This is a genomic window from Streptomyces sp. NPDC054047 (genome assembly GCF_055585065.1).
The window spans coordinates 722,841-749,747 of the sequence record NZ_JBVJKV010000002.1 but is presented as its reverse complement, the minus strand read 5'-3'; the positions used below and the strand labels follow the sequence as shown (position 1 = coordinate 749,747).

Below are 26,907 nucleotides of genomic sequence, written 5' to 3'. Positions count from 1 at the left end.
CCTAACCTTGACCTGGAGCCCCGAGTCGGGGTGGCGGCGAACTCCCTGTTCCTTCAGGGGCAATTCGTCATGCCCCGACACGGCCAGGGATGACCCTTATGTCCGGACTGACCGCCGGACTACAGAATCATGGAGATCACGGACATGCCCTCGAACCACTCCCCGCGCACCCGGCTGACCGCGGTTGCGGCCCTCACTCTGGCCTCCGCGCTCGCTCTTTCCGCCTGTGGTTCGGACTCGTCCGACGACTCCGGCTCCGGCTCCGGCGACAAGGCCAAGAACGCCGCGAAGAACGTCACCGTCACCGACGCCTCCGGTGCGGAGGTAAAGGTTCCGGCCAATCCCGAGAAGGTCGTCGCGCTGAGCGAGATGGACCTCGACTCCGCCCTCGCCCTGAAGGTCAAGCCCGTCGGCCTCTCCGCGGGCCGCGGCCAGAAGGGTGCCCCCGAGTACCTGGCCGACCAGGCCAAGGACATCCCGGTCGTGGGCGCCGTCACCGGCCCCGACATCGAGAAGGTCCTGCAGGCCAAGCCGGACGTCATCCTCGCCGGTCAGCTCGCCGACCAGCAGGTGCTCAAGCAGCTCAAGGCGATAGCCCCGACGGTCGTCACGATCGACAGAACCAAGGACTGGAAGAAGTCCCTGGAGATCACCGGCGAGGTGCTCGGCAAGTCCAACGAGGCCGACGCGTTCCTCAAGGACTACGACGCCAAGGCCGCCGCCGTGAAGAAGAACCTCGGCGACAACGCGGGCGCGAGCGTCTCCGTGGCGCGCTACTCCGCCAAGGGCACCGCCGTGATGCAGCAGGGCGTGTTCATCTCCGACGTCCTGAAGGACCTCGGCTTCAAGCGCCCCGGCATCCAGAACAAGAAGGGCGAGGGCCACTCGACGCCGCTCAGCGACGAGGACCTCAAGCAGATCGACGCCGACTGGCTGTTCATCGGCACGCTCGCCTCCGCGGGACCGGACGCCGACCTCTTCAAGGAGCTGAAGGGCAAGGCCGCGTACAAGCAGCTCGACGCGGTCAAGAAGGACCACACCACCGAGATCGACGGCTCGAAGTGGACCAGCCTGGGCGGCGCGCAGGCCGCCGTGTCCGTCCTGGAGGACGTCGAGAAGGCGATGGGCAAGTGACTTCCGGCATAACCGACCCTGAGCTCGCGGGCCGGGTGGCTCTGGTCACCGGCGCGGGCCGGGGCATCGGACAGGCCGTGGCCCGCGCGCTCGCCGAGCGCGGCGCGCGGGTCGTGGCCGCCGACCGGTCGCCCGACGTCAAGAAGCAGGACGTCGAGGCGCGGCCCGAGGGCGGCGGCCGCATCACCGGCATGGTCCTCGACGTGACCGACGCGGCCGCCGTGGACGCGGCGTTCGAGGAAATCGAGCGCACCACGGGGCCGTTGGACATCCTCGTCAACGTGGCGGGCATCCTGCGGCCCGCCCCGGTCGTCAAACTCACCGACACCGACTGGGCGGAGACCTTCGCCGTCAACACGAACGGCGTCTTCCACACCTCGCGCGCCGCGGCCCGCCGCATGACCGCACGGGGCAAGGGGTCCATCGTCACGGTCGGCTCGAACGCCGCCGGAGTGCCCCGCACGCAGATGGCCGCGTACGCGGCGTCCAAGGCCGCGGCCACGATGTTCACCAAATGCCTCGGCCTGGAGGTCGCCCGCGACGGCGTGCGCTGCAACGTCGTGTCGCCGGGCTCCACGCACACCGACATGCAGCGGCAGTTGTGGACGGGCGATCACGAGCGGGCCGAGGCCCGGGTCATCGACGGTGACCCGGCCTCCTACCGGGTCGGCATTCCGCTCGGCCGGATCGCCGACCCCTCCGACATCGCCGACGCGGTCGCCTTCCTGGTCTCGGACCGGGCCAGGCACATCACCCTGCACGACCTGTACGTGGACGGCGGCGCCACCCTGCGCGCCTGAAAGCCGCGCCGCCCTCCCCTACTTGACGAGGAGTCATCCGTGACACCCCCCCATGACGTGGTCGCTCCCGCCGCCCCCACCACCCCCGGGGCCGTCGGCGCGGCAACCGCTCTGCTCGACGCCTACCGACCCGGCGACACCCGGTTCTTCGCGTCGCCCACCCGCACCCTCCTCGCCCACGGCACGGCCGCCGAAGTTCCGCACGACGAACGGCCGTTGACGGAGCGGGTCGCCGCCACCCTCGACGCGCAGCGACGCGCGGGCAACCAGGCCCCGATCGTGGTCGGCTCCATCCCCTTCGACCCCGCCGCGCGCGCCGTGCTCGCCGTGCCCGAAGCGACCCGCTGGGCGCCCGCGCTGCGCACCGACCCGCTGGTCGCGCTGCCCACCCAGCCGCCCGCCACGGCCGGCGGCTGGCAGGTGCGCGAGGTTCCCTCCGGAGCGGAGTACGCGGCTTCGGTCGAGGCCGCCGTTGCGCGCATGCAGCGCGGTGAGTTCGACAAGGTCGTCCTGGCCCGCACGCTGGAGCTGTCCACGGACAGCCCGCTCGACCTGCCCGCGATGCTCCAGCGCCTGGCCCGGCGCGACCCGCGCGGCTACTCCTTCGCCGTGCCCACGGGCGCGGGACGCACCCTCCTGGGAGCCAGCCCGGAGCTGCTCGTCTCCCGGCACGGCAACCGCCTGACCGCCAACCCCCTGGCCGGTTCGACGCCCCGCTCGGCGGACCTCGCCGAGGACGTGCGCCGGGCCGCCGCGCTGCTGGAATCGTCGAAGGACCTGCACGAGCACGCCGTCGTCGTGGACGCCGTGCACAAGGCCCTCGCCCCGTTCTGCACCGACCTGGAGGTGCCGGAGCGGCCCACGCTGGTGCGCACCGCCACCATGTGGCACCTGTCGACGACCGTGACCGGCGAGCTGGCCGAACCGGCCACCTCCGCCCTGGAGCTGGCGACCGCCCTGCACCCGACTCCGGCTGTCTGCGGTACCCCTACCGGGCACGCCCGTGGCGTCATCGGCGAACTGGAGCCTTTCGACCGAGGCCACTACACCGGCATGGTGGGATGGAGCGACGCGCGCGGCGACGGCGAGTGGGTCGTCACGATCCGCTGCGCCGAGGCCGAGGAGACGGAGAGCGGCGGCGGACAGCTGCGGCTCTTCGCGGGCGCGGGGGTCGTGGCCGACTCCTCGCCGGAGGCCGAACGGGCCGAGACGGGCGCCAAGTTCCGTACGTTCCTGGACGCGGTGGGGGTCGACCGATGACGACGGCAGACAGGCGCCCAGACGCACCGCCCATCCCCGAGGTCTTCGCCGAGCGCTACCGCGCCGCCGGGTACTGGCGCGGCGAGACGTTCGGCGGCATGCTCCGCGAGCGTGCCGACGCGCACCCCGCGCGGGTCGCGATCACCGACGGGGACCGGAACTGGACGTACGGCGAACTCGACGTGCGCGCCGACCAGCTGGCCGCGGGCTTCGCCGCCCGCGGCATCGCCAAGGGCGACCGGGTCGTCGTCCAGCTGCCGAACGTCGCCGAGTTCTTCGAGGTGATCTTCGCGCTCTTCCGGATCGGCGCCCTGCCGGTCTTCGCGCTGCCCGCGCACCGCGAGACGGAGATCCACTACTTCTGCGAGTTCACCGAGGCCGTCGCCTACGTCATCCCGGACCGGGCAGGCGGCTTCGACCACCGTGACCTCGCCTCGAAGATCCGCGCCGAAGTGCCCACCCTGCGCGAGGTGTTCGTGGTGGGCGAGCCGGGCGAGCACACGGCACTGTCCGACGTGCCGCGCGAGCCGGCGCCGGTCGACGGACCCGAACCGTCCGACCTCGCGTTCCTCCAGCTGTCGGGCGGCAGCACCGGCGTGCCCAAGCTGATTCCCCGCACCCACGACGACTACATGTACTCGCTGTGGGGCTCGAACGAACTCTGCGGCGTGACCGAGGACTCCGTCTACCTGGTGGCGCTGCCCGCCGCGCACAACTTCCCGCTGTCGTCTCCCGGTTCGCTGGGGCTGCTCTACGCGGGCGGCCGTGTCGTGCTGTGCCCGCAGCCCGACCCGGACACCGCGTTCCCGCTCATCGAGCGGGAGCGGGTGACGATCACCGGTCTCGTCCCGCCGCTCGCCCTGGTGTGGACGGACGCGGGACGCACCACGCCGTACGACATCTCCAGCCTGGAGGTGCTCCTGGTGGGCGGCGCGAAGTTCAGCGAGTCGGCCGCGCGCCGGGTCGCCCCCGCGCTCGGCTGCACCCTCCAGCAGGTCTTCGGGATGGCCGAGGGTTTGGTCAACTACACGCGTCTGGACGACCCGGCGGAGACCATCGTCACCACGCAGGGCCGCCCGATCTCCCCGGCCGACGAGATCCGCATCGTCGACGACCTCGACCAGGAGGTCCCCGACGGCGAGGCGGGCCACCTGCTGACCCGCGGTCCGTACACCATCCGCGGCTACTGGCGCGCTCCCGAGCACAACGCCCGCTCGTTCACCGCCGACGGCTTCTACCGCACCGGCGACATCGTGCGCCGCACCCCCACCGGGCATCTGGTGGTGGAGGGCCGGGCCAAGGACCAGATCAACCGCGGCGGCGAGAAGATCGCACCGGAGGAGGTCGAGAACATCATCCTCGCCCACCCCCACGTCCACGACGTGTCGGTCGTCGCCGTGCCCGACGAGTATCTGGGCGAGCGGACCCTGGCGTACGTGATCCTGCGCGCGGACGCCGAACCGCTGAAGCCCGTCGCCATCAAGAAGTTCGTACGGGAGCGCGGTCTGGCCGCCTACAAGGTGCCCGACCGGGTCGAGTTCGTGACCGCCTTCCCGCAGACCGGCATCGGCAAGATCAGCAAGAAGGACCAGCGGACGACCGCCGCGGCCCCGGGCGGCTGACCCCCGCCCCCGGCTCCGGCTCCGGCTCCGGCTCCGGCTCCGGGCAGCCGACCACTGCCCGGCAGCACCCGATCCACCCAGCTTTCCTGGATTTCCCGAAAGGCCACCACCATGGCGCTCCCCGCCGTCACGCCGTACCCGATGCCCTCGTCCGAGGAACTGCCCGCCAACCGGGTCTCCTGGACCATCGACCCGCAGCGGGCGGTGCTGCTCGTCCACGACCTGCAGAACCACTTCCTGACCGCCTACACCCCCGACACCTCGCCGACCACCGAACTCCTTGCGAACGTGGGCGAGTTGGCGAAGGCGGCGCGCGCGTCGGGCATCCCCGTGCTGTACTCGGCGCAGCCGGGCGGCCAGTCGCCGGCCGAACGCGGTCTCCAGCAGGACTTCTGGGGCCCCGGGCTGCCCGACGACGAGCACGCCAAGGCCATCGCGGGCCCGGTCGCGCCGGAGCCCGGCGACACCGTGCTCACGAAGTGGAAGTACAGCGCGTACGTCCGCACCGACCTCGAGGAGCGCATGCGCGCGGCGGGCCGGGACCAGATCGTCATCGTCGGCGTGTACGCGCACATCGGCGTCCTGATGACGGCCTGCGACGCGTGGATGCGGGACGTTCAGGCGTTCGTCGTCGCGGACGCGGTGGCCGACTTCTCCCGCGAGGACCACGACATGGCGCTGCGTTACGCGGCCGGACGGTGCGCGGTCGTCACCACCACCGACACGGTTCTGAAGGGGATCTGACATGGCGCTCAGCGTGGAACTCATACGGGCCGACGTCGCCGATGTGCTCGGCGAGGACCCGGCCGACATCCCCCTCGACGAGAACCTCGTCGACTACGGCCTTGACTCGGTGCGCATCATGTCGCTCATCGAGCGCTGGCGCCGCGAGCACGAGATCACCGCGACCTTCGTGGACCTGGCCGAGCAGCCCGCCATCGAGGCCTGGGCGCCGATTCTGGGAGCCTCGGCATGAGGCTCACCGCTGCCCAGTCGGGCATGTGGTTCGCGCAGGCGCTCGACCCCGGCAGCCCGGCCCAGAACACGGCCGAGTGCCTGGAGATCCACGGTCCCGTCGACCCGTCGCTGTTCGCGCGGACGCTGCGTCAGGTGGTGTCCGAGGCCGACGCCCTGCGCGTACGGATCATCGAAGGGGCCGACGGGCCACAGCAGTTGGAGGTCGTCGACCCGACGCTGCCGCTGAAGGTGCGCGACCTGCGCGCCGCGCCCGACCCGGACGCCGAGGCGCGGGCGTGGATGCGCGAGGACCTGGCCACGCCGTTCGACCTGGCGGCCGGGCCGCTGTTCGCGCACGCGCTGTTCCGCGTCGGCGACGAGCGCTGGCTGTGGTACCAGCGGGTGCACCACATCGTGATGGACGGCTTCGGCTACTCGCTGCTCGCGCGGCGCACCGCAGAGGTGTACACCGCGCTGGCCGCGGGCGAGTCGCCCGGCCAGAGCCCCTTCGGGCGTCTTGAGGACCTGGTCGCCGAGGACACCGCGTACCGCGCGTCGGAGGCGTTCGACACCGACCGCCGCCACTGGGACGGCGCCTTCGCCGACCGGCCCGACGCCCCCAACCTGGCGGGGCGCACCGCGCTGCCGTCGCGCACCTTCCACCGCCGCAGCGCCCGCCTCTCCCCCGAGGCGACGTCCCGGCTGCGGGAGTCGGCGTCCTCGATGCGGGCGACCTGGCCCGAGGTGCTCGTCGCCGCGCAGGCCCTGTACGTCTCGCGGGCCACCGGCTCCGCCGAGGTGGTGCTCGGCCTGCCGATGATGGGCCGCATGGGTTCGGTGGCGCTTCGCGTGCCCGGCATGGTGATGAACGTGCTGCCGCTGCGGCTCACCGTGACCCCGCGGGCGACCTTCGCCGAGCTGACCCGGCAGGTGGTGCTCGGCATCCGTGCCGCCCGCCGCCACCAGCGCTACCGCTACGAGGACATCCGCCGCGACCTGGGCCTGCTCGGCGAGGGCCGCTCGCTGGTCGGACCGCTGATCAATGTCATGCCGTTCGACTACGGCCTGACCTTCGCGGGCGCCCGCACCGACGCCCACAACCTGTCGGCGGGCCCGGTCGACGACCTCACGGTCAACGTCTACGACCGCGCCGACGGCAGCGGCCTGCGCATCGACTACGACGGCAACCCCGCCCTGTACGAGCCGGACGAACTCGGCGTCCACCAGGCGCGGTTCATGGAGCTCCTGGAGCGCATCGCGGAGGCGGGACCGCACACCCCGCTGGCCGAGCACACGATCGCGCGCCGCATCGAACTCTCCCTGGTGGTCGACGAGTTCAACGCCACGGCGCATCCGGTGCCGCCCACCACCCTGATCGGCCCGATCGAGGGTCAGGTGGTCCGCACCCCGGACGCCACCGCCCTGGTCTTCGGCGACCAGGAGCTGACCTACGCCGAGCTGAACGCCCGCGCCAACCGGCTCGCCCACCACCTCATCGAGGTGGGCGTACGTCCGGGCGCGCTGGCGGCGGTCGCCGTGCCCCGTTCCCTGGACCTGGTGGTCACGCTCCTGGCCGTGCTCAAGGCGGGCGGCGCCTATCTGCCCCTGGACCCGGACTACCCGGCGGACCGCCTCGCGTACATGCTGGACGACGCGGGCCCTGCCTGCGTGATCGCCGACCGCGCCGACCGGGTGCCCGCGTCGGGTGTGCCGCTCGTTGCCCTGGACCGCCTGGACACGACGCCGTACGGCACGTACGACCCACCGCGCGCGCTCACCCCGCACCACCCCGCCTACGTCATCTACACGTCCGGGTCGACGGGCCGCCCCAAGGGCGTCGTCGTGCCGCACTCGGCGATCGACAACCGGCTGCGCTGGATGCAGGCCGAGTACGAACTTACCGCCGGTGACCGGGTGTTGCAGAAGACGCCGTCCGGGTTCGACGTCTCGGTGTGGGAGTTCTTCTGGGCGCTGCGGGTGGGTGCGACGCTGGTCGTCGCCGAGCCGGGCGGCCACAAGGACCCGGCGTACCTCGCGCGCGTCATCCGCGAACAGGACGTCACCGTCTGCCACTTCGTGCCGTCGATGCTCCAGGTGTTCCTGTCCGAGCCCGCCGCCGCTGACTGCGCGGGCCTGCGGCACGTCTTCTGCAGCGGCGAGGCGTTGCCGCGCGAGACGGTGCGGGAGTTCGGGCGTGTGCTCGACGGCGTGCCGCTGCACAATCTGTACGGCCCGACCGAGGCCGCCGTCGACGTGACGTACCACCCGTGCGCCACCGGCGCGACGGGCCCGGTGCCGATCGGCAGGCCCGTCTGGAACACCCGCCTGTACGTCCTGGACGCGGCGCTCCAGCCGTGCCCGCCCGGCATCCAGGGCGAGCTGTTCCTGGCGGGGACGCAGCTGGCAGCCGAGTATCTGGGGCGGCCCGAGCTGACCGCGTCCCGCTTCGTCGCCGATCCGTACGGCCCGCCCGGCACCCGCATGTACCGCACGGGCGACCTGGCGCGCTGGACCGAGCACGGCGAGATCGAGTACCTGGGCCGCACCGACCACCAGGTGAAGCTGCGCGGCCTGCGCATCGAACTGGGCGAGATCGAGGCCGAGTTGGCCGCCGATCCGGCGGTGGGAGCGGCCAGCGTCCTGGTCCGCGAGGACCGGCCGGGCGATCAGCGGCTCGTGGGGTACGTGACGCCCTCCGACACCGGAATCGTGCCCGACCCCGAGGAGCTGCGGACCCGGCTGGCCCGCACGCTGCCCGACTACATGGTGCCGGGCGCGATCGTCGTCCTGGACGACTTCCCGCTCAGCCCGAACGGCAAGCTGGACCGGCGCGCCCTGCCCGCCCCCGCCTTCGAGGGGTCCGGCGACGGCGGCCGGGCGCCCGGCGGCCACCGCGAGGAGACGCTCACCCGGCTCTTCGCCGAGATCCTCGGCGTGCCCCAACTCGGCGTGGACGACGCCTTCTTCGACCTCGGTGGCACCTCGCTCCTGGCGGCCCGCCTGGTCGCCCGGGTCCGCGACACGCTCGGCGCCCGGCTCACCATCGGCTCGCTCTTCCAGGCGCAGACCCCGGCGGCGCTCGCCGCCCACCTGGACGCGGACCACAGCGACGCCGACCACGCCCTGGACGTGCTGCTCGCGCTGCGCGCGGGCGGCGACCGCACCCCGCTGTTCGCGTTCCACCCGGCCGGCGGCATCAGCTGGTGCTACTCGGGGCTGCTCTCGCGGCTCGATCCCGGCCAGCCGGTGTACGGCCTCCAGGCGCGCGGGCTGCACGGCGAGGGAGGACTCCCGGCCACGATGGAGGAGATGGCGGCCGAGTACGTCGACGCCCTGCGGGCCGTCCGGCCGCACGGCCCCTACCGGCTGCTCGGCTGGTCGGTGGGCGGCGTCCTCGCCCACACGGTCGCCGTACTGCTCCAGGAGGCGGGCGAGGAGGTCGAGTTGCTGGCGCTGCTCGACGCCTATCCGTCCGACCAGTGGCGCGACGCGGCGGTCCCGGCGGAGGCGGACGCCCTCAAGGCGCTGCTGCGGATGGCGGGTTACGACCTGACGGACGAGCTGACCCGCGAGGACGTCCTGGCGACGCTCCAGCGCGAGGGCAGCGCCCTGGCGGGGCTTCCCGACCGGACGCTGACGGCGGTCCTCGACATCGTGGTCAACAACGCCCGCCTGATGCGCGAGCACGAGCACCGCGCGTTCGACGGCGACGCGCTGTTCTTCACGGCCTCCGCGCCGCGCGCGGAGGACTGGCTGACCAGGGAGGCCTGGGCGCCGTACGTCAGCGGCTCGATCAGCAACCACGACGTGGACTGCCTGCACCCGGAGCTGACCCAGCCGCGCCGTCTCGACGAGGTCTGTGCCGTCCTCGCCGCCCGTCTCAAGGAGCTGGACCACGCATGACGAGCACACCCGGCCCCTTCGACGCGGTCGACACCGGCACCGGAACCGACACCGAGCCGACCCACCTGGTCCTGGAGAACGCGCTCGGCGAGTACTCCCTGTGGCCGGTCTTCCGCCACGCGCCCGAGGGCTGGACGGCGGTGTACGGACCGGAGACGTACGGCCGTTGTGTGGCCCGCCTCCAGGAACCGCCCGCGTGACGGAGCTCCACCTGGTCCGCCCGGCCCCGCTCGACGTGTCGCTCCTGGACGCCGACGAGCGGCGCCGGGCGGCGGCGTTGCGGCGCCCCGCGGACCGGGAGCTGTACGCGGCGGCACACTCCGAGCTGCGCCGGCGGCTCGGCGCGCGCCTCGGCGTCGATCCGGCGGCGGTGGAGCTGGTACGGCTGCCGTGCCCGCTCTGCGGCGGTCCGCACGGCCGTCCCGCCGTGGCCGGAGGGGCGGGCCCGCACTTCTCGCTTTCGCACACCGACGGCCTGGCGCTGCTCGCCTTCGCGGACCGGCCGGTCGGCGCCGACGTCGAGAAGCTGCCGTCCGCGGGCGTGCTGGCCGACGTGGCGGCGTCCCTGCATCCCCGGGAGCGGGCCGAACTGGCCGAACTCCCTGATGGGGAGCGGCCTTTGGCCTTCGCCCGCTGCTGGACCCGCAAGGAGGCGTGCCTCAAGGGGACGGGTGAGGGCCTCGCCGGTGACGGGATGGCGTCGCTGCTGGTGGGGACGGGGCGCACGCCCCTCGCCGTCCCGGGCTGGACAGTACGGGACGTGGCCGTGCCCGAGGGCTATGCGGCGGCGGTGTCCGTCGCGGACTCGGCGCCGAGCAGCCCGACGAGTCCGTCCGCGAGTTCGGTGCGCCAGCACAGGTAGTCGTGCCCGCCGTTGAACTCGCGGTACACGGCGTCGTCGTACCCCTTCTCCCGCAAGGTGGCGCGCAGCCTGCGCATGGCGGGCAGCGCGACCCACTCCTGCTCGCCGGCCGAGAGCCAGAACCGCACCGGCAGCCTCTCGCTCGCCGCGATGCGTCCGGTCAGCCACTCGGAGCGCTCCAGGTCGGGCCCGTCGGGCCACCAGAAGGACCCCGACTGTGCGAGGACGCGGCCGAACCGCCCCGGCGCGATCACTCCCGCATACGCGGCGGTGAGGCCGCCGAGGCTCTGGCCCGCGACGACGGTCCGGGCCGGATCGCCGGTCAGGGACAGCCGCTCGCCGGCCCAGGGCAGCAGTTCGGTCTCCAGGAACCCGACGAACCGCTCGTTGCAGGCGAGTTCGGCCCAGCGCTGGTCGGCGCCGAGGGATTCGGGGAGCAGGGCGGCGAGTGGCGGGATGCGGCCGTCGGCGACGAGGTTGTCCAGGAGCGCCGCGACATCCAGGCCCGGCTGCCACATCTCGCCGTCCATCAGGACCAGGACGGGCAGGTCGCGCCCGCCGCCCGGCGGCTCGTACAGATGCACGCGCCGTTCGTTGCCGAGCAGTTCGCTGCGGACGGAGTGGGTGGTGACGGTGCCGCGCGCGATGCCGTCGCGGCGCTGCCAGTCGTCGCCGGTCGGCGCCTGCGGCAGCTCGACGTACGAGACGGGGACGCCGCCCCAACGCCGGGTGAGGGTGCGCGCGTTGAGCGGGTCGGTGCGCTGCTGCTGTCGCAGCCAGGGCCAGTAGGCGCCTTGTTCCTGCGGTCCGTCCCCCTCGTCCACGCACAGGCTGTAGGTCGCTCGCCAGTCGGCGCGCATCCGGATCGACCAGTGCCAGATGTCGGTGCCCGGCACCCGCTCCATCAGGTTGGGGGTCATGTCACGCGGGTCGACGATCTTGTTCGGCATGACGAGGACGGCGCGGGTCGCGTCCGTGCCGCGCCACAGGAAGGTGACCACCCGGTGCCCGTCGTCGCCCTGCGGGTCGGGCTCGACGACCGGCGTCCCGCCAAAGGCCCGCACGTCGCCCCAGAAGTCGCCGCGCTCCACGGCCCGCTCCAGCCACGCACTCTCCGCGCGCTCGACGGGGCGCGGTCGCGGGATGCGGGGCGGCCGACGGGTGGCCCCGTCGGGAGGAGCGGTGAGCGGCATGGGGGGAGCCTCCAGGGGTTCGCTGCGCAGACGTTCACTGCTCCTGCGCACACATGGCTAAGGGTGACCTTACTTGAGTCGGCGCCCCCTGCGCCGACCAGGGCATGGCCGAGTCGCCTGCCCCGGGGCCACCGGTACATTGCCGCCTATGTCGATACCGAACCCGCAGCCCAACCAGCCCAATCCGTACCAGCAGACCCCGAATCCCTACCAGCAGCCCCCGGGCGGGGTGTCGCCTCAGCCCTACGGCCAGCCGCCGGGCCCCTACGGCCAACAGCCGGGCCCGTACGGCCAGCCGCCCGCCCCGCCCGCTCCCCCGGCAGGGCCGCGCAGGCCCACGCCGGGCTGGGTGTGGGGAATCGGCGGCGTCGTGGTCGCGTCGGCCCTGTGGGCGGGAGCGCTGTTCGCCACCGGCGACCTCGGCTCCGACAGCGGCTCCGGCGGCGGCGACGCGAAGGCGGACCTCGGCGGTTACCAGTACACGAAGAACCTCTGCGACGTCTCCCCGCTGGACGCCTTCCAGAAGAAGTACGAGATCGACCTGGACACCGCGTCGACCACGAACTACGGCTCCCGGCAGAAGGCGTTCGACCAGGGCTACTGCAGCCGCAAGCTCAAGGACCCGGACGCGGACGCCGACTCCTATTCGAGCACCTTCGTCTACTCCACCGCCCGGTGGCACAAGGCCACCGACCCGGCGGGCGACTTCGCTTCGGAGCAGAAGGCCTACGAGGACCAGTCGCAGAAGGCGTACAGCTACAAGACCAAGGCCGTGAGCGGCATCGGGGACGAGGCGTTCCTGGTGACCGAGACGAGCGGCACGGACGCGGACGACCTGAACGGCATGACCCTTGCCGTGCGCGACGGCTGGTTCACGTACCAGATGCACTGGAGCTCGTACGGCGGCACGGACGACAAGGCCGAGCCGCCGACCGCGGCGGAGGTCGAGGAGATGCTGACGTCCGACACCCGCGCGGCGATGGACGGGCTCAAGAAGTAGCCCGGGGACGCGGCCAGGGATGCCCCTCCAGGCGCTCGATGTCGGTGTTGAAGCGCTGGAGGAACCCGGCGAACGTCGCCACGTCCTCCCGTGACCAGTCGCCCAGGACCTTCTCCAGGCCCTGGGTGTACTCGGCCCGGTCGGCGTCGAGTTGCCGCGTGCCCTCGGCGGAGATGCGGAACTTGCGGGCCATGCCGCCGTCGGGGTCGGGGATGCGCTCGACGAGTCCGCCGCGCATCATGGCCGCGGTCTGCCGGTTGAGGGTGGAGGCGTCGAGACCGAAGGCGTCGGTGAGCTGGCCGATGGACATCGGACCGTCCATCTGGATGCGGCTGAGCAGGATGTAGGCACTGCGGTCCAGGCGTCCGCCGGACGAGCGCGTGCGGGGATTGAACAGGTGCGAGTGCCGTCCGAGCAGCATCGTCTCGAATTCGACCTGTCGAACAGGCTTGTCCGGGCGGCCTAGGGGCTTGTCGATGCGACGACCGGGATTGTCCATGGAGTCATCGTACTCGGTATGTGTATCATGCATGTCGTATGCATCATGCATATCGCGTCGCCATCAGGTCGCGCGATCGTCCGGAAGCCGCCTGGAAGCCGTCCGTGGGCGCCCGGATAACCGAGGGAGAAGTCTGTGGTCAGCTCGAAGCCCGATGTCCGCCCTGGGCGCGTCGTCGGGGTACTCGCTCTCGCGGGCATCGTGGCCGCGATCATGCAGACGCTGGTGGTGCCCCTGATCGGCGACCTGCCCGCCATGCTCGACACCAGCCCGTCGAACGCCTCGTGGGTGATCACGGCCACGCTGCTCTCGGCGGCGGTGGCCACACCCGTGGCCGGGCGGCTCGGCGACATGTACGGCAAGCGGCGCATGCTGCTCGTCTCCGTGGTGCCGCTCGTCGCGGGCTCGGTGGTCTGCGCGCTGTCCTCCTCCGTGGTGCCGATGATCGTCGGCCGGGGCTTGCAGGGCCTGGGCATGGGCGTGGTGCCGCTGGGCGTCAGCCTCCTGCGTGACGTGCTGCCCCCGGAGAAGCTCGGCTCCTCCATCGCCCTGATGAGCGCGTCCATGGGCGTGGGCGGCGCGCTCGGCCTGCCCTTCTCCGCGGCGGTGGCCGAGAACGCCAGCTGGCGCGTGCTGTTCTGGGTCGCCGCCGCCCTGAGCCTGCTGGTCGCCGTCCTGGCCTGGCTCTTCGTGCCCGCGGGACGGACGGGCTCCGGCACGGCCCGCTTCGACGTGCTCGGCGCGGTCGGCCTGGGCACCGGTCTCGTCTGCCTGCTGCTCGCCGTGTCCAAGGGCTCCGACTGGGGCTGGACGAGCGGCACCACGCTCGGCCTGTTCGCCGCCGCGGTCGTCGTCCTGCTGGCCTGGGGCCGGTGGGAGCTGCGCAGTAGTGAGCCGCTGGTCGACCTGCGCGTCACCGCACGCCCGCAGGTCCTGATGACGAACGTGGCCTCGGTCCTGGTCGGTTTCGCGATGTACGCCCAGTCGCTGGTGGTCCCGCAGCTCCTCCAGCTTCCGGAGGCCACCGGTTACGGCCTGGGCCAGTCGATGATGGCCATGGGCCTGTGGATGGCCCCGGCGGGCCTGATGATGATGGCCCTGGCCCCGCTCGGCGCCAAGCTCTCGGCCGCCCGCGGCCCCAAGGTCACACTGTCGGTCGGAGCCCTGGTCATCTCGCTCGGCTACGGCTCCTCCCTGCTCCTGATGGGGTCGACCTGGGGCCTGCTGGTGGTGACGCTCATCTGCAACACGGGCGTCGGCCTCGCGTACGGCGCCATGCCCGCCCTGATCATGGGCGCCGTCCCCCAGTCGGCGACCGCCTCGGCCAACAGCTTCAACACCCTGATGCGCTCGATCGGCAGCTCCGCGGCGGCAGCCGTGATCGGCGTGGTCCTGGCCCAGATGACGACGGACTTCGGCGGCCACTTCCTGCCCTCGGAGAACGGCTTCCGGGCCGCGATGCTGATGGGCTGCGGGGTGGGCCTCGCGGCTGCCGTGGTGGCCGCGTTCATTCCCGTACGCGAGGTGGTGGCCGGTCCCGACACCGAGACCGCCACCGATCCGCGCCCGGCGTCCGAAGCCACGGCCTGAAATACGCCGCTGATCGGCGGTGTGACAGGGGTGAACCGGTGAACGGCCGCGGGCCTGTTGTGGGACCGCGGCCGCACCTCTAGCATTTCTGCGGCTGTCACTCGATGCGTCTGCGCGCGGATACTCGTCCCGGAACTGCGAACGGAGCCGGCCATGACCGTGACGGTGGATCAGGAAGCCTCGCAGGACGACGAGTTCCCTCCCTCCGTCTACGAGTGGTTCGCCGGGCAGGCGCAACGGCGGCCCGACTGCACGGCCGTGGTGCAGGGCGACGTCCGGATGACGTTCGGGGAACTGCATGCCGGAGTCGTCCGCTTGTCCGAGGAGCTCCTGGGGCACGGAGTCGGTCCGGAGCAGACGGTCGGGCTCTTCGCGGACCGTTCGCCCGGCCTGGTCATCGGTCTCCTCGCCATACTGCGGGCGGGCGGCGCCTATGTGCCGCTGGGCACCGATCTACCCACGGAACGGCTGGCGTTCATGGTGCGCGACACCGCCATGAAACTCGCCGTCACCGATACCGGGCACGAGCGTCTGCCTACGGGCGAAGAGGTGCGGACCGTGCCTCTTCGCCCCACGAGCGCCACGCCGCCGAAGCACGCCCCCGCCCGGCCGGACGCGCCGGACCCCGCACGGCTCGCCTATGTGCTGTACACCTCCGGCTCCACCGGGCGCCCCAAGGGCGTGGCGGTGGAACACTCCGGGCTCTCGAACTACGTCGGCTGGACGGTGTCCGAGTTCTCCGGTGGAGCGCCGGTCGACACGTATCTGCATACGCCGCTCGGCTTCGACTTCTCCCTGACGAGCTTCTTCCTGCCGCTGGTCACCGGCGGCACCCTCCATCTGGCCCCGCGCGAGCAGGAGGCCGAGGATCTCGCGACGGCCGTCCAGAACCCGGACATCGACCTGGTGCGCCTGACCCCCTCGCACATCGAGATGCTCACGGCACGCCTGGGCGACCGGCACGGGCTGCGCGGGCCGCGGCGGTTCGTCGTCGGCGGTGAGATCCTGCGCGCCCGCCATCTCGCGGCCCTGCGGCGGCTCTTCCCCGACTCGGTCGTCTACAACCACTACGGGCCGACGGAGACCGTGGTGGGCCGCTGCTTCCTGCGCCTGGACGCCACCGCCGGGTTCCACGCCGGGGAGTACGCGCCGGACGATCCGCTGCCGATCGGCCACCCCCTGCCGCGTACGCGGGTGACCGTCGACCACGTGGACGAGCGCCGGGCGGCCGACGGGGTCGGCGAGCTGGTGATCAGCGGGGCGGGCGTGGCCCGCGGCTATCTCAACCTGCCCGACGCCACGGACAAGGCGTTCGGCGTGCTGCCCGACGGCGCCGGACGCTTCTACCGCACGGGAGATCTGGTCCGGCTCGACTCGCGGGGCCGTCCCGTCGTCGTGGGCCGGGCCGACGGGCAGGTGAAGATCCGCGGCCATCGGGTGGAAGTCGCGGAGATCGAGGCGCGGTTGTGCGCGGTGGAGGGGGTCCGCGCGGCGGTGGTGCTGAAGGCCCGCGAGCCACGCAGCGTGCTTGGCGCGTTCGTGGTCCTGGACGCGAGCGGCCCTTCGGGACCGGACTTCGGGCGGTTGCGCTCCGAACTCGCCGCGTCCCTCCCGCCGTACATGATCCCCCAGCACTTCTCCGCCCTCGCCGAGCTGCCGCTCACCCGGCACGGCAAGCTCGACCGGGGGCTCCTGCAGGACCTGTTCGAGAAGCAGGCTCCGGCGTCCGCCGACCGGGCTGCGGGGGAATCCGAAGCCGGACAGCGCGACGGGCTGATGCGTGAGGTGTGCGCCCTGTGCGAGCGCGTTCTCGGAGTGCGCGGAGTCCGGCCCGGCGACAACTTCGTCGACCTGGGCGGGGACTCGATCACGGCGATGAAGCTCGCCACCGCCTGCCGACGGAAGGGGATCACCGTACGCAGCGTGCGGTTCCTCACGGCGGACAGCCTCGCGGACGCGTTGCGCGGGGCGGAGGTCAGCGGCGCGCGGTGAGCAGGAACATCTGGCCGACGGCCGTCGGATCGTGTGCCGTGCGGTCCCGGTCGAGGTCCACGAGGCGCGCCAGATGGTCGGCGTTCGTCCCCGCCGCGCCGGCCCCCGTCACCTGCCAGTCCGGCGACGTGCAGAACGGCGTGGCGCGCGCCTCCGCGAAGCCCGCCTCCGTGAACTCCACGCGCAGCAGCTCCCGTTCGGTCAGCCGTGACCGCAGCTGGGCCATCTCCGCCGGTGAGTAGAAGGACAGGAACGTCTGAAAGCGGCAGGCGGGGTCCCACGCGCTCACCACCAGGAGCCCACCGGGCCGCAGCGTCCGGAACGCCTCGGCGAGGAAGCGCTCGCGCTGGGCCGCCGACAGGTGGTTGACCGTGCCCATCATGCACGTGACCAGGTCGAAGCTGCCCTCGCGGAAGGGCATCGCGGTGCCGTCGGCGACGGCGAACCGGCGGGCCCAGCGTTCGTCCACGCAGACCCGGATTCCCGCGTCGCTGAGGTCGATCCCGTACGACCGCACCCCGTACCGGTCGAGCACCTGGGGGTAGCGCAGAGTGCCGCTGCCGACGTCGAGCGAGGTGGCCACCGCGGTGACGTCCCCGACGGCATCCCCGACGGCGGTGAGCAGTTGCACCAGTTCGAGACGCTTCTTGATGCTGTCGTGCAGGCCGGTGTGGTCGAACTGGACGTAGAACAGAGCGTCGTAGGCCGCGATCCGCGAGTCGGAGTTCCCGAGCAGACCCCGCGCCTCCAGGTCCCTGACGAGCGCGGAGGACGGGACGGCCGGGCCGGCGCAGCTGCGACTGTCCTCATGCAGCTTCCAGGCATCCTCGTACGTGGCGTCCCAGGCGAGCAGCGTCTCGAAGCGGTCGGCGGCCTCGGCGTGTCTGCCCTCCTCCCGCAGGGCCCGCGCGCTCTCGTACAGCAGGCGTTTGTCGTCGTCCCCGGGGCCGCTCAGTGCCGCCTGCTGATAGGCGATGGCCGCGGCCGACTGGGCTCCGAGGTGCTGGAAGCACTCCCCGACCAGGTACAGGGCGCGGGCCCGCAGCCGAGGGTCCTCAGCAGCCTTCTGGAGCGGGCCGACCGCCGCGCGGTGGTCTCCCGTCTCGAACAGGGCCAGGCCCGCGTCGAACGCGGCCCGGCTGCCGTCGGGGAGGGCGAGTCTCTTCATCAGGCGGCACCGGCCCCCGGATCGTCGGTCAGGGTGGGGGGCTGGTTCCGGGTCAGGGAGTTGAGGGTGCCGACGAATTCGTCGAGCAGTTCGGTCATGGTCGCTTCCTCGAACAGCTCGGTGCTGTACTCGAGGAACCCGGTGATCTCACCGTCCGCGTCCGTCTGGCTCTCCTGGCTCTCCTGGCTCTCCTGGCTCTCCTGGCTCTCCTGGAGGATCAGCGCCACGTCGGACCTGGTGGTGTCGAGGCCGACCGGGACCGGTGCGATCCTCAGCCCCGGTATCTCCATGCCCGACCGTCCCGGCGTGTTGTTCAGCACGAGCTTGGTCTGGAACAGCGGGCTGTGCCGGCGGCTGCGGGGCGGGTTGAGCGCCTGGACGACCCGTTCGAAGGGCACGTCCTGATGGCTGAGCGCTTCGAGCACCGTGCCGTGCACCCGGCCCAGCAGCTCCCGCCAGGTCGGCTCGCCCGCGAGGTCGATGCGGAGCACCAGCTGGTTGACGAAGAAGCCGAGCATCTCCTGTGTCTCGGCGGCGGTGCGGCCCGCGACATCGGTGCCGACGGTGACCTCCCGCTCCCCCGTGCGGGCGCACAGGGCCGCGCCGAGCGCGGTGAGCAGCACGGCGAACGGAGTGGCCCCGGACTCGCGGCACAGCCGCCGGATCTCCGCCACGGTCTCCGCCGGGATCACGACCGGGAGCAGTCGGCCGCTGCCGGTGGGCCGCACGGGGCGTGGGTGGTCCGTGGGCAGCAGCGGCAGCTCCGTGACGCCGGCCAGCCTGCGTCTCCAGTAGGCGAGCTGGTCGTCCAGGTGGCCGTCGTCCAGCATCCGCCGCTGCCATAGGGCGTAGTCGGCGTACTGGACCTGTGGCGCGACCGGCTCGGGCTCGCGGCCCTCGGCGAAGGCCTCGTAGAAAGCGGCGAGTTCGGCGTTGAAGAGGCCGAGCGACCAGCCGTCGTGGACGATGTGGTGCAGGGACAGCAGAAAGGCGTGGTCCCGCGGCGCGAGGCGCACCACATGCGCCCGCAGGACCGGCCCCCGGGCCAGGTCGAAGGGGCGGTGGTACTCCGCCCGGACCAGCCGCGCCAGTTCCGTCTCCCGTGCGGCCCGGGGCAGGGCGCTGAGGTCGACCAGCGGGCAGGGCACCGGCTCGGGCGGCCGGATCTCCTGCCGGGGCACTCCGTCGGGCGCGGTGATCAGGGTCCGCATCACCTCGTGCCGGGCGACGAGCGCGTCGAGGGCCCGGGAGAGCGCGCGAACGTCGAGCGGGCCGTGGATCCGGTCGAAGACCGGGACGTTGTACCGGAGGTCGCCCGGGTTCAACTGGTCCATGAACCACAGGCGTTCCTGCGCGCACGAGGCGGGCAGCACCCCGGTGCGCGGCACGGCGGTGAGCGGCGGCGGCCCGGAACCTGCCTCGGGCTCGCGCAACGCGTCGACGCAGGCGGCCAGTTCGGCGAGGGTGCGGTGGTCGAACGGGGCGCGCGCGGGCAGGGCGACGTCCAGGCGCTTGCGCAGGCGGAAGACGACCTGAAGGGTGAGCAGGGAGTGCCCTCCGAGACCGAAGAAGTCGTCGCCGGGCGTGACGTCACCGCAGTCGAGCAGCTCGCGCCAGATGTCGGCGACCACCTGCTCGGTGCCGGTGAGCTCCCGGCCTGCCACGGTCCACACGGCCCGCTCCACGACCGCGGGGTCCGCCGCGAGCCGGCGCAGTTCGGTGCGGTCCGTCTTGCCGTTCGGGGTGAGCGGGAGTTCGGGCATCGGGACGTAGTGCGCCGGAAGGAGCGGCTCGGGCAGCCAGTTCCGTACGTGGGCGTCGATGTCCGGGACGGCCATCGCGCAGGCCCTGCGCCAGTGCGGGTCGTTGGTGTGATGCCGTGCGTCGAAGGGTTCGGCGGCGGGGGGCTCGGCGCCGGGCGTCGTGCGGCGCTCCGTGGCGTGGGGGTGCGTCGCCGTGGCCGGGAGCCCGGAGCCCTCGGCCGCACGGCGCACCAGGGTCACGTCGTAGGCGCCGTCGGACCGCCCGTCCAGCCAGCTCAGCTCCACCTCGTACGCGCCCTGCTCCGCCAGCTCCCACCAGTCCTCGGGCGCGCAGCCCTGTGGGGGCAGGGCGCTGGCGCGGGCACGGAGCTCGCCCACGGAGGAGGACGGCGCACGCTCCTCGATGAGGTCGCGCAGGGCGAGCGCCCCGCTCAGCCGGGCGTTGGGCACCCCGGCGAGGCGCAGGCGCTCGGGGCGCTCCCGCTCGACCAGGTCCAGCAGCTCGCCGGGGGCCAGGGGCGAGGTGGCCCAGTCGAGCACCGTGCCGGTGGGCTCCGGCGCGGGCGGCCTGGGGCCGACCGTGATGACGACGTCGTAGCGGTAGTGGCTGAGTTCGTTGTCGTCGCGGCCCCGCTTGGGCAGGACGCGGACCCGCGCGATCCTGGGCCAGCGAGCCGCGACCTCGTCGAACAGCCGTGGATCGACGCACAGTTCGGGGTCGAGGGCGCTCTGGCGGCGGATACGGGAGCGCAGTTCGCCGAGGCGCATGTTCGCGGGGGCCCGGTGCACCTGGACGGACGTGTGGAACAGGTCGAGCAGCGGAAGGCTGCGCAGATCGCCGAGGAAGACGTGGCCGCCGTCCGGTACCGCGTCGACGGCCTGCCGCAGCACGTCCAGGAGGTAACCGGCCGAGGGGAAGTACTGGACCACCGAGTTGAGCACCACGGTGTCGGGCGCCGGGGCCGCCGTTGGTCGCGTGATACTCCGGTGTGCGGGGGCCGTCCGGACCTCGACCCTGCCGGGCGGTAGGCCCATGGCGTCCACCGCGCTCCGTACGTGGGCGACGGCGGCGGCCGATAGGTCGGTGGCCCGGTAACTCCTGGCCGCATCCAGCAGGTTGAGCAGGATCATGCCGGTGCCGCTGCCGATCTCCAGGACGTCGCGGGGCCGCAGGGCCCTGAGGCGCCGGAGCGTCTCGTCCAGCCAGCCACGCATCTGCGCCTCGTCCAGGGGCCGCCCCGTGTAACTGCTGAGCCAGCCGGCGAGGTTGAAGGAGGCACCGCCGTCCGCGGGCAGGTCTCCGTACGTGGTCTCGTACAGGCGGCGCCACTCCTCGACGCGGTCGCCGTCCCAGTTCCCCTCGCTGCGGGCACCCTCCCGCAGGCAGACGAAGGCGATGATCCGCTCGTCGCCCGGTGCGCGTCGCACCACCTCGACGGCACAGTCCCGCACCTCGGGGTGGCTGCGCACCGCGGCCTCGACCTCGGCGGGTTCGAGCCGGTGGCCCCGCACCTTGACCTGTTCGTCCCGTCGGCCGAGGTACTCGAGCTCGCCGCCGGGCAGCAGCCGGACCAGGTCTCCCGTGCGGTACAGCCTGGCGCCCGGGACCGTGCCGAAGGGGTCGGGCACGAAGCGTTCCGCGGTGAGCGCGGGCCGGCTCCAGTAGCCCTGGCCCACTCCGGCACCGCCGACGCAGGCCTCGCCCGGCACGCCGACCGGCACCGGGCGCAGCGCCTCGTCCAGGACGTGGACGCGGACATTGGCGATCGGCCGCCCGATCGGCACCCGGTCCCCGCCGCCCGCCGCCCGCGCGATGTCCGCCTCCGTGCCGCCCGCCTCCTGGCCGCTCGCCGCCTCGAAGGCGGTGCAGGCCACGGCGGTCTCGGTGGGTCCGTACTCGTTGATGATCCGCGCGGCCGGTGAGCCCGCGCGCAGCGCGGACAGGGCGTCCTCGTGCAGGCCCTCGCCGCCGAGGACGACCGTCCGGGCGGGCAGAGCGAGCGGCGCGCCGTCCGCTGCCTGTTCGAGCAGTCTCAGGTGGGAGGGCGTCAGTTTGACGAAGCTCAGGTCGGCGGCGTCCGCCAGCAGGTCGCGCAGGGCGGCGTCGGGCGTGTCGTCGGCGGCCGGTGCCGGGAGCAGCACGCGCTGTCCGGCGAGCAGCGGCGCGAAGACGCTCGTCACGGTCAGGTCGAAGGCGAGGGGCGAGTGCACGGGTACGCCTGTTCCCGTGGCCGCGCGGTAGTGGTCCTTGGCCCACAGGAGGTAGTTGACGATGTTGCGGTGGGTGAGCAGGGCAGCCTTGGGCCGGCCCGTGGAGCCCGAGGTGAACATGAGGTAGATCAGGTCGTCCGCCGACACCCGCACGTCCGGTGCGTGTGCGGGCCGTCGCGCGATCGCGTCGGCTTCGGCGGCGGGCCGGACGACGCGGGCGCCGGCGGGGTCCACCTCGGTGGGCAAGCCGTCGTCCGCGAGCAGGACGGCGGCCCGGCTGTCGGCGAGCATGGCGTTCGTCCGGGACGGCGGGTGGGTGGGGTCGAGCGGGACGTAGGCGGCGCCGGTCTTGAGGATCGCGAGCAGCGCGGTCACCGTGTGGGGGCCGTGCGCCATCAGGACGGCCACCACGGTGCCGGGGCGGGCCCCGGCGTCCCGCAGGTGGTGGGCGAGCCGGTTCGCCGCGCCGTCGAGCTCTTCGTACGTCAAGGTGCGGTCCGCCCCGCACACGGCGACCGCGTAGGGGGTACGGGCTGCCTGGGCCGCGACCAGTTCGTGCAGGGGCGTGTCGCAGGAACCGGTGCCGGTGTCGTTCCACTCGTGGACGATCCGCCGCAGTTCGCGCGCGGACAGCACCGGCAGCGCGGACAGGCGCTGTTCGGGGTCGGTGACCGCGGCACAGAGCACTTCGCCGAGTGAGTCGCAGATGCGGCCGACGGTGGTGGCGTCGAAGAGGTCGGTGGCGTAGTCGACCAGGCAGTCGAGTCCCTCGTCGGTCTCCAGGATGTTGAAGTCGAGGTCGAAGCGGGAGGACTCGGTGGCCGTGTCCAGCAGCGTCACCGTCAGGCCGGAAGGGTCACCGGCGACGGGCGGCGTGTTGTGCAGCGTGAAATTGACCTGGTACAGCGGGTTGCGCGCGAGATCGCGCTCGGGGAACAGACGCTGGGCGATCAGGTCCACCGGGACGTCCTGGTGGGCGTGCGCCTCCAGGCAGGTCTGTCGCACCCGGGCCAGATGGTCCGCGAAGCCGGGGTCGCCGTCGAGGCGCGTGCGGAACAGCACCGAGTTGGCGAAGAAGCCCACCAGGTCGTGCAGTTCGCTCTGCCGCCGGTTGGCGACGGCCCCGCCGATGAGCATGTCGTCCTGCCCGCTGTAGCGGTGCAGGACGGTGGAGAGCGCGGCGAGCAGCGTCATGTGGAGGGTGGCCCCGTGCCGCACCCCCAGCTCGCGCAAGGACTCGGTCAGCCCCGCGCCGACCACGAAATGGTGGGTGGCCCCCCGGTGGCTCTGCACGGGTGGCCGGGGCCGGTCGGTGGGCAGGTCGAGCCGGTCGGGGGCGCCGCTGAGGTGTGTTTCCCAGTAGGCCAGTTGCCGCCGGATCTCCTCGCCGCCCTCGCGGACGGACTGCCAGCGGGCGTAACCGCCGTACTGCACCGGCAAGGGCGGCAGAGGGCTCGGCAGACCGAGTGCGAACGCCTCGTACAGTGCGGTCAGTTCGCGGCCGAGGACGGCGAGGGACCAGCCGTCCACGGCGACGTGGTGGAACACCGAGAGGAGCACCGACTCCTCGGCGGACAGCCGCAGCAGCCGGAACCGCGCGGGCGGGGCGGCCGCCAGGTCGAAGGGGACGCCGTGCTCGGCCTCGATGAGGCGGTCCGCCTCGGCCGCCCGCCGTGCGGGCGGCAGTGCGCGCAGGTCGACGACGGGCAGCGGGACGCGTACGGCATCCAGGACGCGCTGCACGGGGACGCCGTCGACCGTGGGGAACGCGGTGCGCAGGATCTCGTGCCGGGCGGTGATCTCGTCGAGGCAGCGGCGGAGCAGGGCCGGGTCGAGTCGCCCGGTGAGCCGGAAGGGGTTCACGCTGGTGTAGCCGGAGCTCTCCGGCTGGAGCGCGCCCAGGAAGAGGATGCGCCGCTGGGCCGACGACACCGGCGCGTCGCCCTCGGTGGGCCCGGCGAACAGGCTCAGCGGCGGGGTGATGCCGCGTTCGCTCAGCTGCCGGAGCAGTTCCGCGCGCTTCTTCGCGCCGAGGTTCTGGATCCGCTCGGCGAGATCGGCTTCAGGCATGGTCCTCCTGTCGCTCCAGGGCGGCCACGAGCGCGGCCAGTTCGTCCGCCTGCGCGCCCTCGCTCCCCGCGGTGTCCGACGCGGCGGCGACGGCCTCGGCAAGACCCGCGGGGGTGGGCACGCGGAAGAACGCCTCCAGGGTCACGTCGGCGCCGTAGCGCTCCTGGACCTGGGTGATGAGCACCGTCGCCAGGAGCGAATGGCCGCCGAGCCGGAAGAAGTTGTCGTGCCGTCCGATCCCGGACCGGCCGAGGAGTTCCTCCCACAGGGCGGCGAGTGCACGCTCCATGGAGCCCACGGGTTCGGTGTGGTCGGCGGCCGGTGACGGGCCAAGGGCCGGGGTCGCGTCCCGGGAGGGGGCGGCCATGAGCCGGCCGCTCCCGTCCGACCGCACCGCGACTCCGGTCGGCCGCGCGGGGACGCCGGGAGCCTCGGGCCGGTCGTGGCGCAGGAGTTCACCGACCGCTCCCTGCGGCGCGGGATGGCCGTAGGGGTCGCGGACGCTCAGCTCGGCATCCGCGGGCAGGTCCGCGAGGGCCTCCGTCCGGCGCAGCTCGTCCGGCAACGCGCCCGGGGCGTAGCGCCGCTCCTCGGCCAGGGGGAGGTCCCGCACGGCGCGGTCGGGCCGCTCGGCCAGCTCGCGCAGGGCCCGCCGCCAGGCGTGGCCCAGGGCGGCGACGGTGTCCCTGTCCCACAGCTCGGTCGCGTAATCCAGGGTCGCCGACAGCCGGCCGGCCGTGTTCGCGACGGTGCACACCAGGTCGAAGGTGGTCACGGTGGTGGCCGCTTCGCGCATCCGGACGCGCAGCCCCGGTACGGACAGATCGTCGTCCGGTTCGACGATCATCTGGAACACGATCTGGAACAGGGGGTTTCGGTTGGCCCGCCGGTCCCCGCCGTGCGCGGCCACCAGCCGCTCGAAGGGCAGGTCCTGGTGTTCGTAGGCGTCGTGGCAGGTCTCCGCGGTGGCTCGCAGCACGTCACGCAGGGTGTGGTCGTCGCGCACCAGGGTCCGCAGGACCACCATGTTCACGAAGGAGCCGATCACGTTCTGGGTCTCGGGGCGGGCGCGGCCGGACGTGGTGCCGCCCACGGCGAGGTCGGTCTGACCGCTGTAGCGGTGCAGGGCGACGTAGAAGCCGGCGAGGAGTGCCATGAACAGGCTCGCTCCCTCCTCCCGGCACAGGTCGTTCAGCCGGTCCGCGAGGTGGTCGTCGAGCGGGACGGAGAGCTCCTGGCCCCGGTAGGACCGCTGTTCGGGCCGCGGTCGGTCGGTGGGCAGGACGAGGTCGGGGAGGTCGCGGACGCGCTCGCGCCAGTGGGCGATGAGCCGGTCGTGGCCGCCGGACGCCTCGGCTCGCCGCTGCCAGGCCGCGAAGTCCGCGTACTGCAAGGGGAGTTCGGGCAGCTCGTGCGGGGCCCCGGCGACATGGGCCCGGTACAGCGCCCACAGTTCCCGCAGGAAGAGGTCGAGCGACCAGGCGTCGGCCACGATGTGATGGAGCGTCACGAGCAGGACGGACCGCCGGTCGGTGAGCCGGATCAGCGTGGTCCGCAGCAGCGGGACCCGCCGCAGGTCGAAGGGTTCGGCGGCCTCCTGACGGGCCAGCCCCGCGACCAGTTCCCGCTCGTCCACCGGGGTGTCCCGCCCGAGCAGGGCACGCAGATCGAGGGTGCGCGGCGCGGGCTCGTCGTCGGTGACGATCTGGCGGAGCTGTCCGTCGAGGACGCGGAAGCAGGTGCGCAGGCTCTCGTGGCGGCGGACGCATGCGCGCACCGCCGCGGCCAGGGACACCGGGTCGACGTCACCGTCCAGGTCCAGGACGCGGGCGACCGTGAACACCCCGGCCCGGTCGGCCAGTTCGTCGAGGAAGTACATCCTGGCCTGGGCGTACGACGCGTCGCTCACCAGGGCGGAGACGGTGCGGCCCGTCATGCCGGACGCCTCTGCCCGGCCGCCGCGACCGCCTCGGCCATGGCGACGGCGACCGTACGGGGGCGGGTGAAGGGTTCGCGGCCGTGCGCGGTGAGCATGTTGTCGACGACCAGGACGTCGTCGCGGACGTAGTCGAACCGGGTGGCCGCCGAGCGGTAGCAGTCGCGCACGTGCGCCACGACGTCGTCCGGGATGTCCGCGCCGTCGCCGAAGTAGCTCTGGTTGGGCAGATCCTCCTCGCCGAACAGTTCGAGCATGCCCGCGCGGTTCTCCGGCGACAGCGTCGAGAGGTGGAAGATCGCGGCGTGGTTGAACCACACCTCCTCCCCCGTCTCCGGATGCCGGTGCACGGCCTCGCGCACCGATGACGTGCGCAGTCTGCCGTCCGCGCGCCACTCGGCGTCGACGCCGTTGGCCGCGCAGAACCGCTCCACCTGCGCGCGGTCCTCGGTGTCGTAGACCTCCTGCCAGCGCAGCCCGAACTCGGAGCCGAAGTTGCGCACCACCTTCCAGCCACGCCGCTCGAACTCCTCGCGCACGGCGGGGTCGAGGGCGTGCAGCACACGACGGGTGTCCGACAGCGGGGTCGCCCCGCGGCCGCCCGGCGGTTGGACGCAGTAGAAGTACAGGCTCATCGGCCAGGACACGCGGTAGGAGTTCTCGTTGTGGAAGAAGATCTCTTCGTGCGGCGGGTAGTCGGTGGAGGTGTAGACCCGGCCCTTGATGGTGCTGCGCGGCGATGACCGTTCCTCGTAGGGCAGCGGGTCCTCGCCGGACAGTTCCCGCACCGCGGACTCGAATCCGTCGACCCCGCCGACCGCGAAGCCGCGCAGCAGGACGGCTCCGTTCGTGCGCAGCCGCCGCCGTATCGCGGTGCGGTCCCCGCCGATCCGGTCGAGGAGCTTCTCGCCCTCGTGTGCCTCGATGACGTGGGGCAGCTCCACGGC

18 protein-coding genes are annotated in these 26,907 nt (G+C 72.7%); 12 read left to right on the top strand and 6 right to left on the bottom strand.

Annotated elements, in window-relative coordinates:
- The first annotated feature begins 144 nt into the window (after nucleotides 1-144).
- The 9 genes from ACZ6ZP_RS09900 (at nucleotide 145) to ACZ6ZP_RS09860 (ending at nucleotide 10,538) form a co-directional block, all read left to right on the top strand.
- Nucleotides 145-1,134, top strand: a complete 990-nt coding sequence (locus ACZ6ZP_RS09900; protein ID WP_361461642.1) for an iron-siderophore ABC transporter substrate-binding protein — start codon at nucleotides 145-147, stop codon at nucleotides 1,132-1,134.
- Nucleotides 1,131-1,934, top strand: coding sequence for a 2,3-dihydro-2,3-dihydroxybenzoate dehydrogenase (locus tag ACZ6ZP_RS09895; protein ID WP_469406277.1), 804 nt, complete (start codon nucleotides 1,131-1,133; stop codon nucleotides 1,932-1,934). Before ACZ6ZP_RS09900 ends, ACZ6ZP_RS09895 begins: the two co-directional genes overlap by 4 nt.
- A gap of 39 nt (nucleotides 1,935-1,973) precedes the next feature.
- Nucleotides 1,974-3,194, top strand: coding sequence for an isochorismate synthase DhbC (gene dhbC / locus ACZ6ZP_RS09890; protein ID WP_366462665.1), 1,221 nt, complete (start codon nucleotides 1,974-1,976; stop codon nucleotides 3,192-3,194).
- Nucleotides 3,191-4,816 (top strand): (2,3-dihydroxybenzoyl)adenylate synthase, encoded by a 1,626-nt coding sequence (locus ACZ6ZP_RS09885; RefSeq protein WP_469406274.1) that lies wholly within the window; start codon nucleotides 3,191-3,193, stop codon nucleotides 4,814-4,816. The genes dhbC and ACZ6ZP_RS09885 overlap by 4 nt, the downstream gene beginning before the upstream one ends.
- A gap of 111 nt (nucleotides 4,817-4,927) precedes the next feature.
- Entirely contained in the window at nucleotides 4,928-5,560 is a 633-nt protein-coding gene (locus tag ACZ6ZP_RS09880; protein ID WP_351160875.1) for an isochorismatase family protein, read from the top strand.
- Between the two features lies 1 nt (nucleotide 5,561).
- Nucleotides 5,562-5,792: a phosphopantetheine-binding protein gene (locus ACZ6ZP_RS09875; RefSeq protein WP_351160872.1), complete on the top strand. Its 231-nt coding sequence runs from the start codon at nucleotides 5,562-5,564 to the stop codon at nucleotides 5,790-5,792.
- Complete coding sequence (locus ACZ6ZP_RS09870) at nucleotides 5,789-9,676, top strand: amino acid adenylation domain-containing protein (RefSeq protein WP_469406273.1); 3,888 nt, start codon at nucleotides 5,789-5,791, stop codon at nucleotides 9,674-9,676. Before ACZ6ZP_RS09875 ends, ACZ6ZP_RS09870 begins: the two co-directional genes overlap by 4 nt.
- Nucleotides 9,673-9,876: an MbtH family NRPS accessory protein gene (locus ACZ6ZP_RS09865; RefSeq protein ID WP_361461655.1), complete on the top strand. Its 204-nt coding sequence runs from the start codon at nucleotides 9,673-9,675 to the stop codon at nucleotides 9,874-9,876. The genes ACZ6ZP_RS09870 and ACZ6ZP_RS09865 overlap by 4 nt, the downstream gene beginning before the upstream one ends.
- Complete coding sequence (locus ACZ6ZP_RS09860) at nucleotides 9,873-10,538, top strand: 4'-phosphopantetheinyl transferase family protein (protein WP_383817864.1); 666 nt, start codon at nucleotides 9,873-9,875, stop codon at nucleotides 10,536-10,538. The genes ACZ6ZP_RS09865 and ACZ6ZP_RS09860 overlap by 4 nt, the downstream gene beginning before the upstream one ends.
- Here ACZ6ZP_RS09860 and fes read toward each other — a convergent pair.
- Nucleotides 10,454-11,731: an enterochelin esterase gene (fes, locus tag ACZ6ZP_RS09855; protein ID WP_469406271.1), complete on the bottom strand. Its 1,278-nt coding sequence runs from the start codon at nucleotides 11,729-11,731 to the stop codon at nucleotides 10,454-10,456. The genes ACZ6ZP_RS09860 and fes overlap by 85 nt on opposite strands.
- Before the next feature lie 148 nt (nucleotides 11,732-11,879).
- On the opposite strand from fes, the gene ACZ6ZP_RS09850 reads away from it, so the two are divergent.
- Nucleotides 11,880-12,731 (top strand): hypothetical protein, encoded by an 852-nt coding sequence (locus tag ACZ6ZP_RS09850; protein WP_351160859.1) that lies wholly within the window; start codon nucleotides 11,880-11,882, stop codon nucleotides 12,729-12,731.
- On the opposite strand, the gene ACZ6ZP_RS09845 is transcribed toward ACZ6ZP_RS09850, so the two are convergent.
- A complete protein-coding gene (locus ACZ6ZP_RS09845; RefSeq protein ID WP_351160856.1) occupies nucleotides 12,721-13,230 on the bottom strand; it encodes a MarR family winged helix-turn-helix transcriptional regulator in 510 nt (169 codons plus the stop codon). The two genes, ACZ6ZP_RS09850 and ACZ6ZP_RS09845, sit on opposite strands and share 11 nt — an antisense overlap.
- A gap of 135 nt (nucleotides 13,231-13,365) precedes the next feature.
- Here ACZ6ZP_RS09845 and ACZ6ZP_RS09840 point away from each other — a divergent pair, with 135 nt between their 5' ends.
- A complete protein-coding gene (locus tag ACZ6ZP_RS09840) occupies nucleotides 13,366-14,820 on the top strand; it encodes an MFS transporter (RefSeq protein ID WP_361461668.1) in 1,455 nt (484 codons plus the stop codon).
- 153 nt (nucleotides 14,821-14,973) lie between these two features.
- A complete protein-coding gene (locus ACZ6ZP_RS09835) occupies nucleotides 14,974-16,812 on the top strand; it encodes a non-ribosomal peptide synthetase (RefSeq protein ID WP_399973720.1) in 1,839 nt (612 codons plus the stop codon).
- Here ACZ6ZP_RS09835 and ACZ6ZP_RS09830 read toward each other — a convergent pair.
- The 4 genes from ACZ6ZP_RS09830 to ACZ6ZP_RS09815 are packed head-to-tail and all read right to left on the bottom strand — an operon-like array spanning nucleotide 16,796 to nucleotide 26,904.
- The gene (locus tag ACZ6ZP_RS09830) at nucleotides 16,796-17,980 is read right to left on the bottom strand and encodes a methyltransferase domain-containing protein (RefSeq protein ID WP_469406268.1); all 1,185 of its coding nucleotides are present in this window, start codon (nucleotides 17,978-17,980) and stop codon (nucleotides 16,796-16,798) included. The genes ACZ6ZP_RS09835 and ACZ6ZP_RS09830 overlap by 17 nt on opposite strands.
- A complete protein-coding gene (locus tag ACZ6ZP_RS09825; RefSeq protein WP_469406266.1) occupies nucleotides 17,980-24,024 on the bottom strand; it encodes an amino acid adenylation domain-containing protein in 6,045 nt (2,014 codons plus the stop codon). Before ACZ6ZP_RS09825 ends, ACZ6ZP_RS09830 begins: the two co-directional genes overlap by 1 nt.
- A complete protein-coding gene (locus tag ACZ6ZP_RS09820; protein WP_469406265.1) occupies nucleotides 24,017-25,960 on the bottom strand; it encodes a condensation domain-containing protein in 1,944 nt (647 codons plus the stop codon). Before ACZ6ZP_RS09820 ends, ACZ6ZP_RS09825 begins: the two co-directional genes overlap by 8 nt.
- Nucleotides 25,957-26,904, bottom strand: coding sequence for a TauD/TfdA family dioxygenase (locus tag ACZ6ZP_RS09815; protein ID WP_469406262.1), 948 nt, complete (start codon nucleotides 26,902-26,904; stop codon nucleotides 25,957-25,959). Before ACZ6ZP_RS09815 ends, ACZ6ZP_RS09820 begins: the two co-directional genes overlap by 4 nt.
- Between the last annotated feature and the right edge of the window lie 3 nt (nucleotides 26,905-26,907).

Excerpts from the sequence above, each read along its gene's own strand:
- ACZ6ZP_RS09900 (WP_361461642.1), top strand. The coding sequence starts at position 145 with ATGCCCTCGAACCACTCCCCGCGCACCCGGCTGACCGCGGTTGCGGCC.
- ACZ6ZP_RS09885 (WP_469406274.1), top strand. The coding sequence starts at position 3,191 with ATGACGACGGCAGACAGGCGCCCAGACGCACCGCCCATCCCCGAGGTC.
- ACZ6ZP_RS09880 (WP_351160875.1), top strand. The coding sequence starts at position 4,928 with ATGGCGCTCCCCGCCGTCACGCCGTACCCGATGCCCTCGTCCGAGGAA.
- ACZ6ZP_RS09875 (WP_351160872.1), top strand. The coding sequence starts at position 5,562 with ATGGCGCTCAGCGTGGAACTCATACGGGCCGACGTCGCCGATGTGCTC.
- ACZ6ZP_RS09870 (WP_469406273.1), top strand. The coding sequence starts at position 5,789 with ATGAGGCTCACCGCTGCCCAGTCGGGCATGTGGTTCGCGCAGGCGCTC.
- ACZ6ZP_RS09865 (WP_361461655.1), top strand. The coding sequence starts at position 9,673 with ATGACGAGCACACCCGGCCCCTTCGACGCGGTCGACACCGGCACCGGA.
- fes (WP_469406271.1), bottom strand. The coding sequence starts at position 11,731 with ATGCCGCTCACCGCTCCTCCCGACGGGGCCACCCGTCGGCCGCCCCGC.
- ACZ6ZP_RS09850 (WP_351160859.1), top strand. The coding sequence starts at position 11,880 with ATGTCGATACCGAACCCGCAGCCCAACCAGCCCAATCCGTACCAGCAG.
- ACZ6ZP_RS09845 (WP_351160856.1), bottom strand. The coding sequence starts at position 13,230 with ATGGACAATCCCGGTCGTCGCATCGACAAGCCCCTAGGCCGCCCGGAC.
- ACZ6ZP_RS09835 (WP_399973720.1), top strand. The coding sequence starts at position 14,974 with ATGACCGTGACGGTGGATCAGGAAGCCTCGCAGGACGACGAGTTCCCT.
- ACZ6ZP_RS09830 (WP_469406268.1), bottom strand. The coding sequence starts at position 17,980 with ATGAAGAGACTCGCCCTCCCCGACGGCAGCCGGGCCGCGTTCGACGCG.
- ACZ6ZP_RS09825 (WP_469406266.1), bottom strand. The coding sequence starts at position 24,024 with ATGCCTGAAGCCGATCTCGCCGAGCGGATCCAGAACCTCGGCGCGAAG.
- ACZ6ZP_RS09820 (WP_469406265.1), bottom strand. The coding sequence starts at position 25,960 with ATGACGGGCCGCACCGTCTCCGCCCTGGTGAGCGACGCGTCGTACGCC.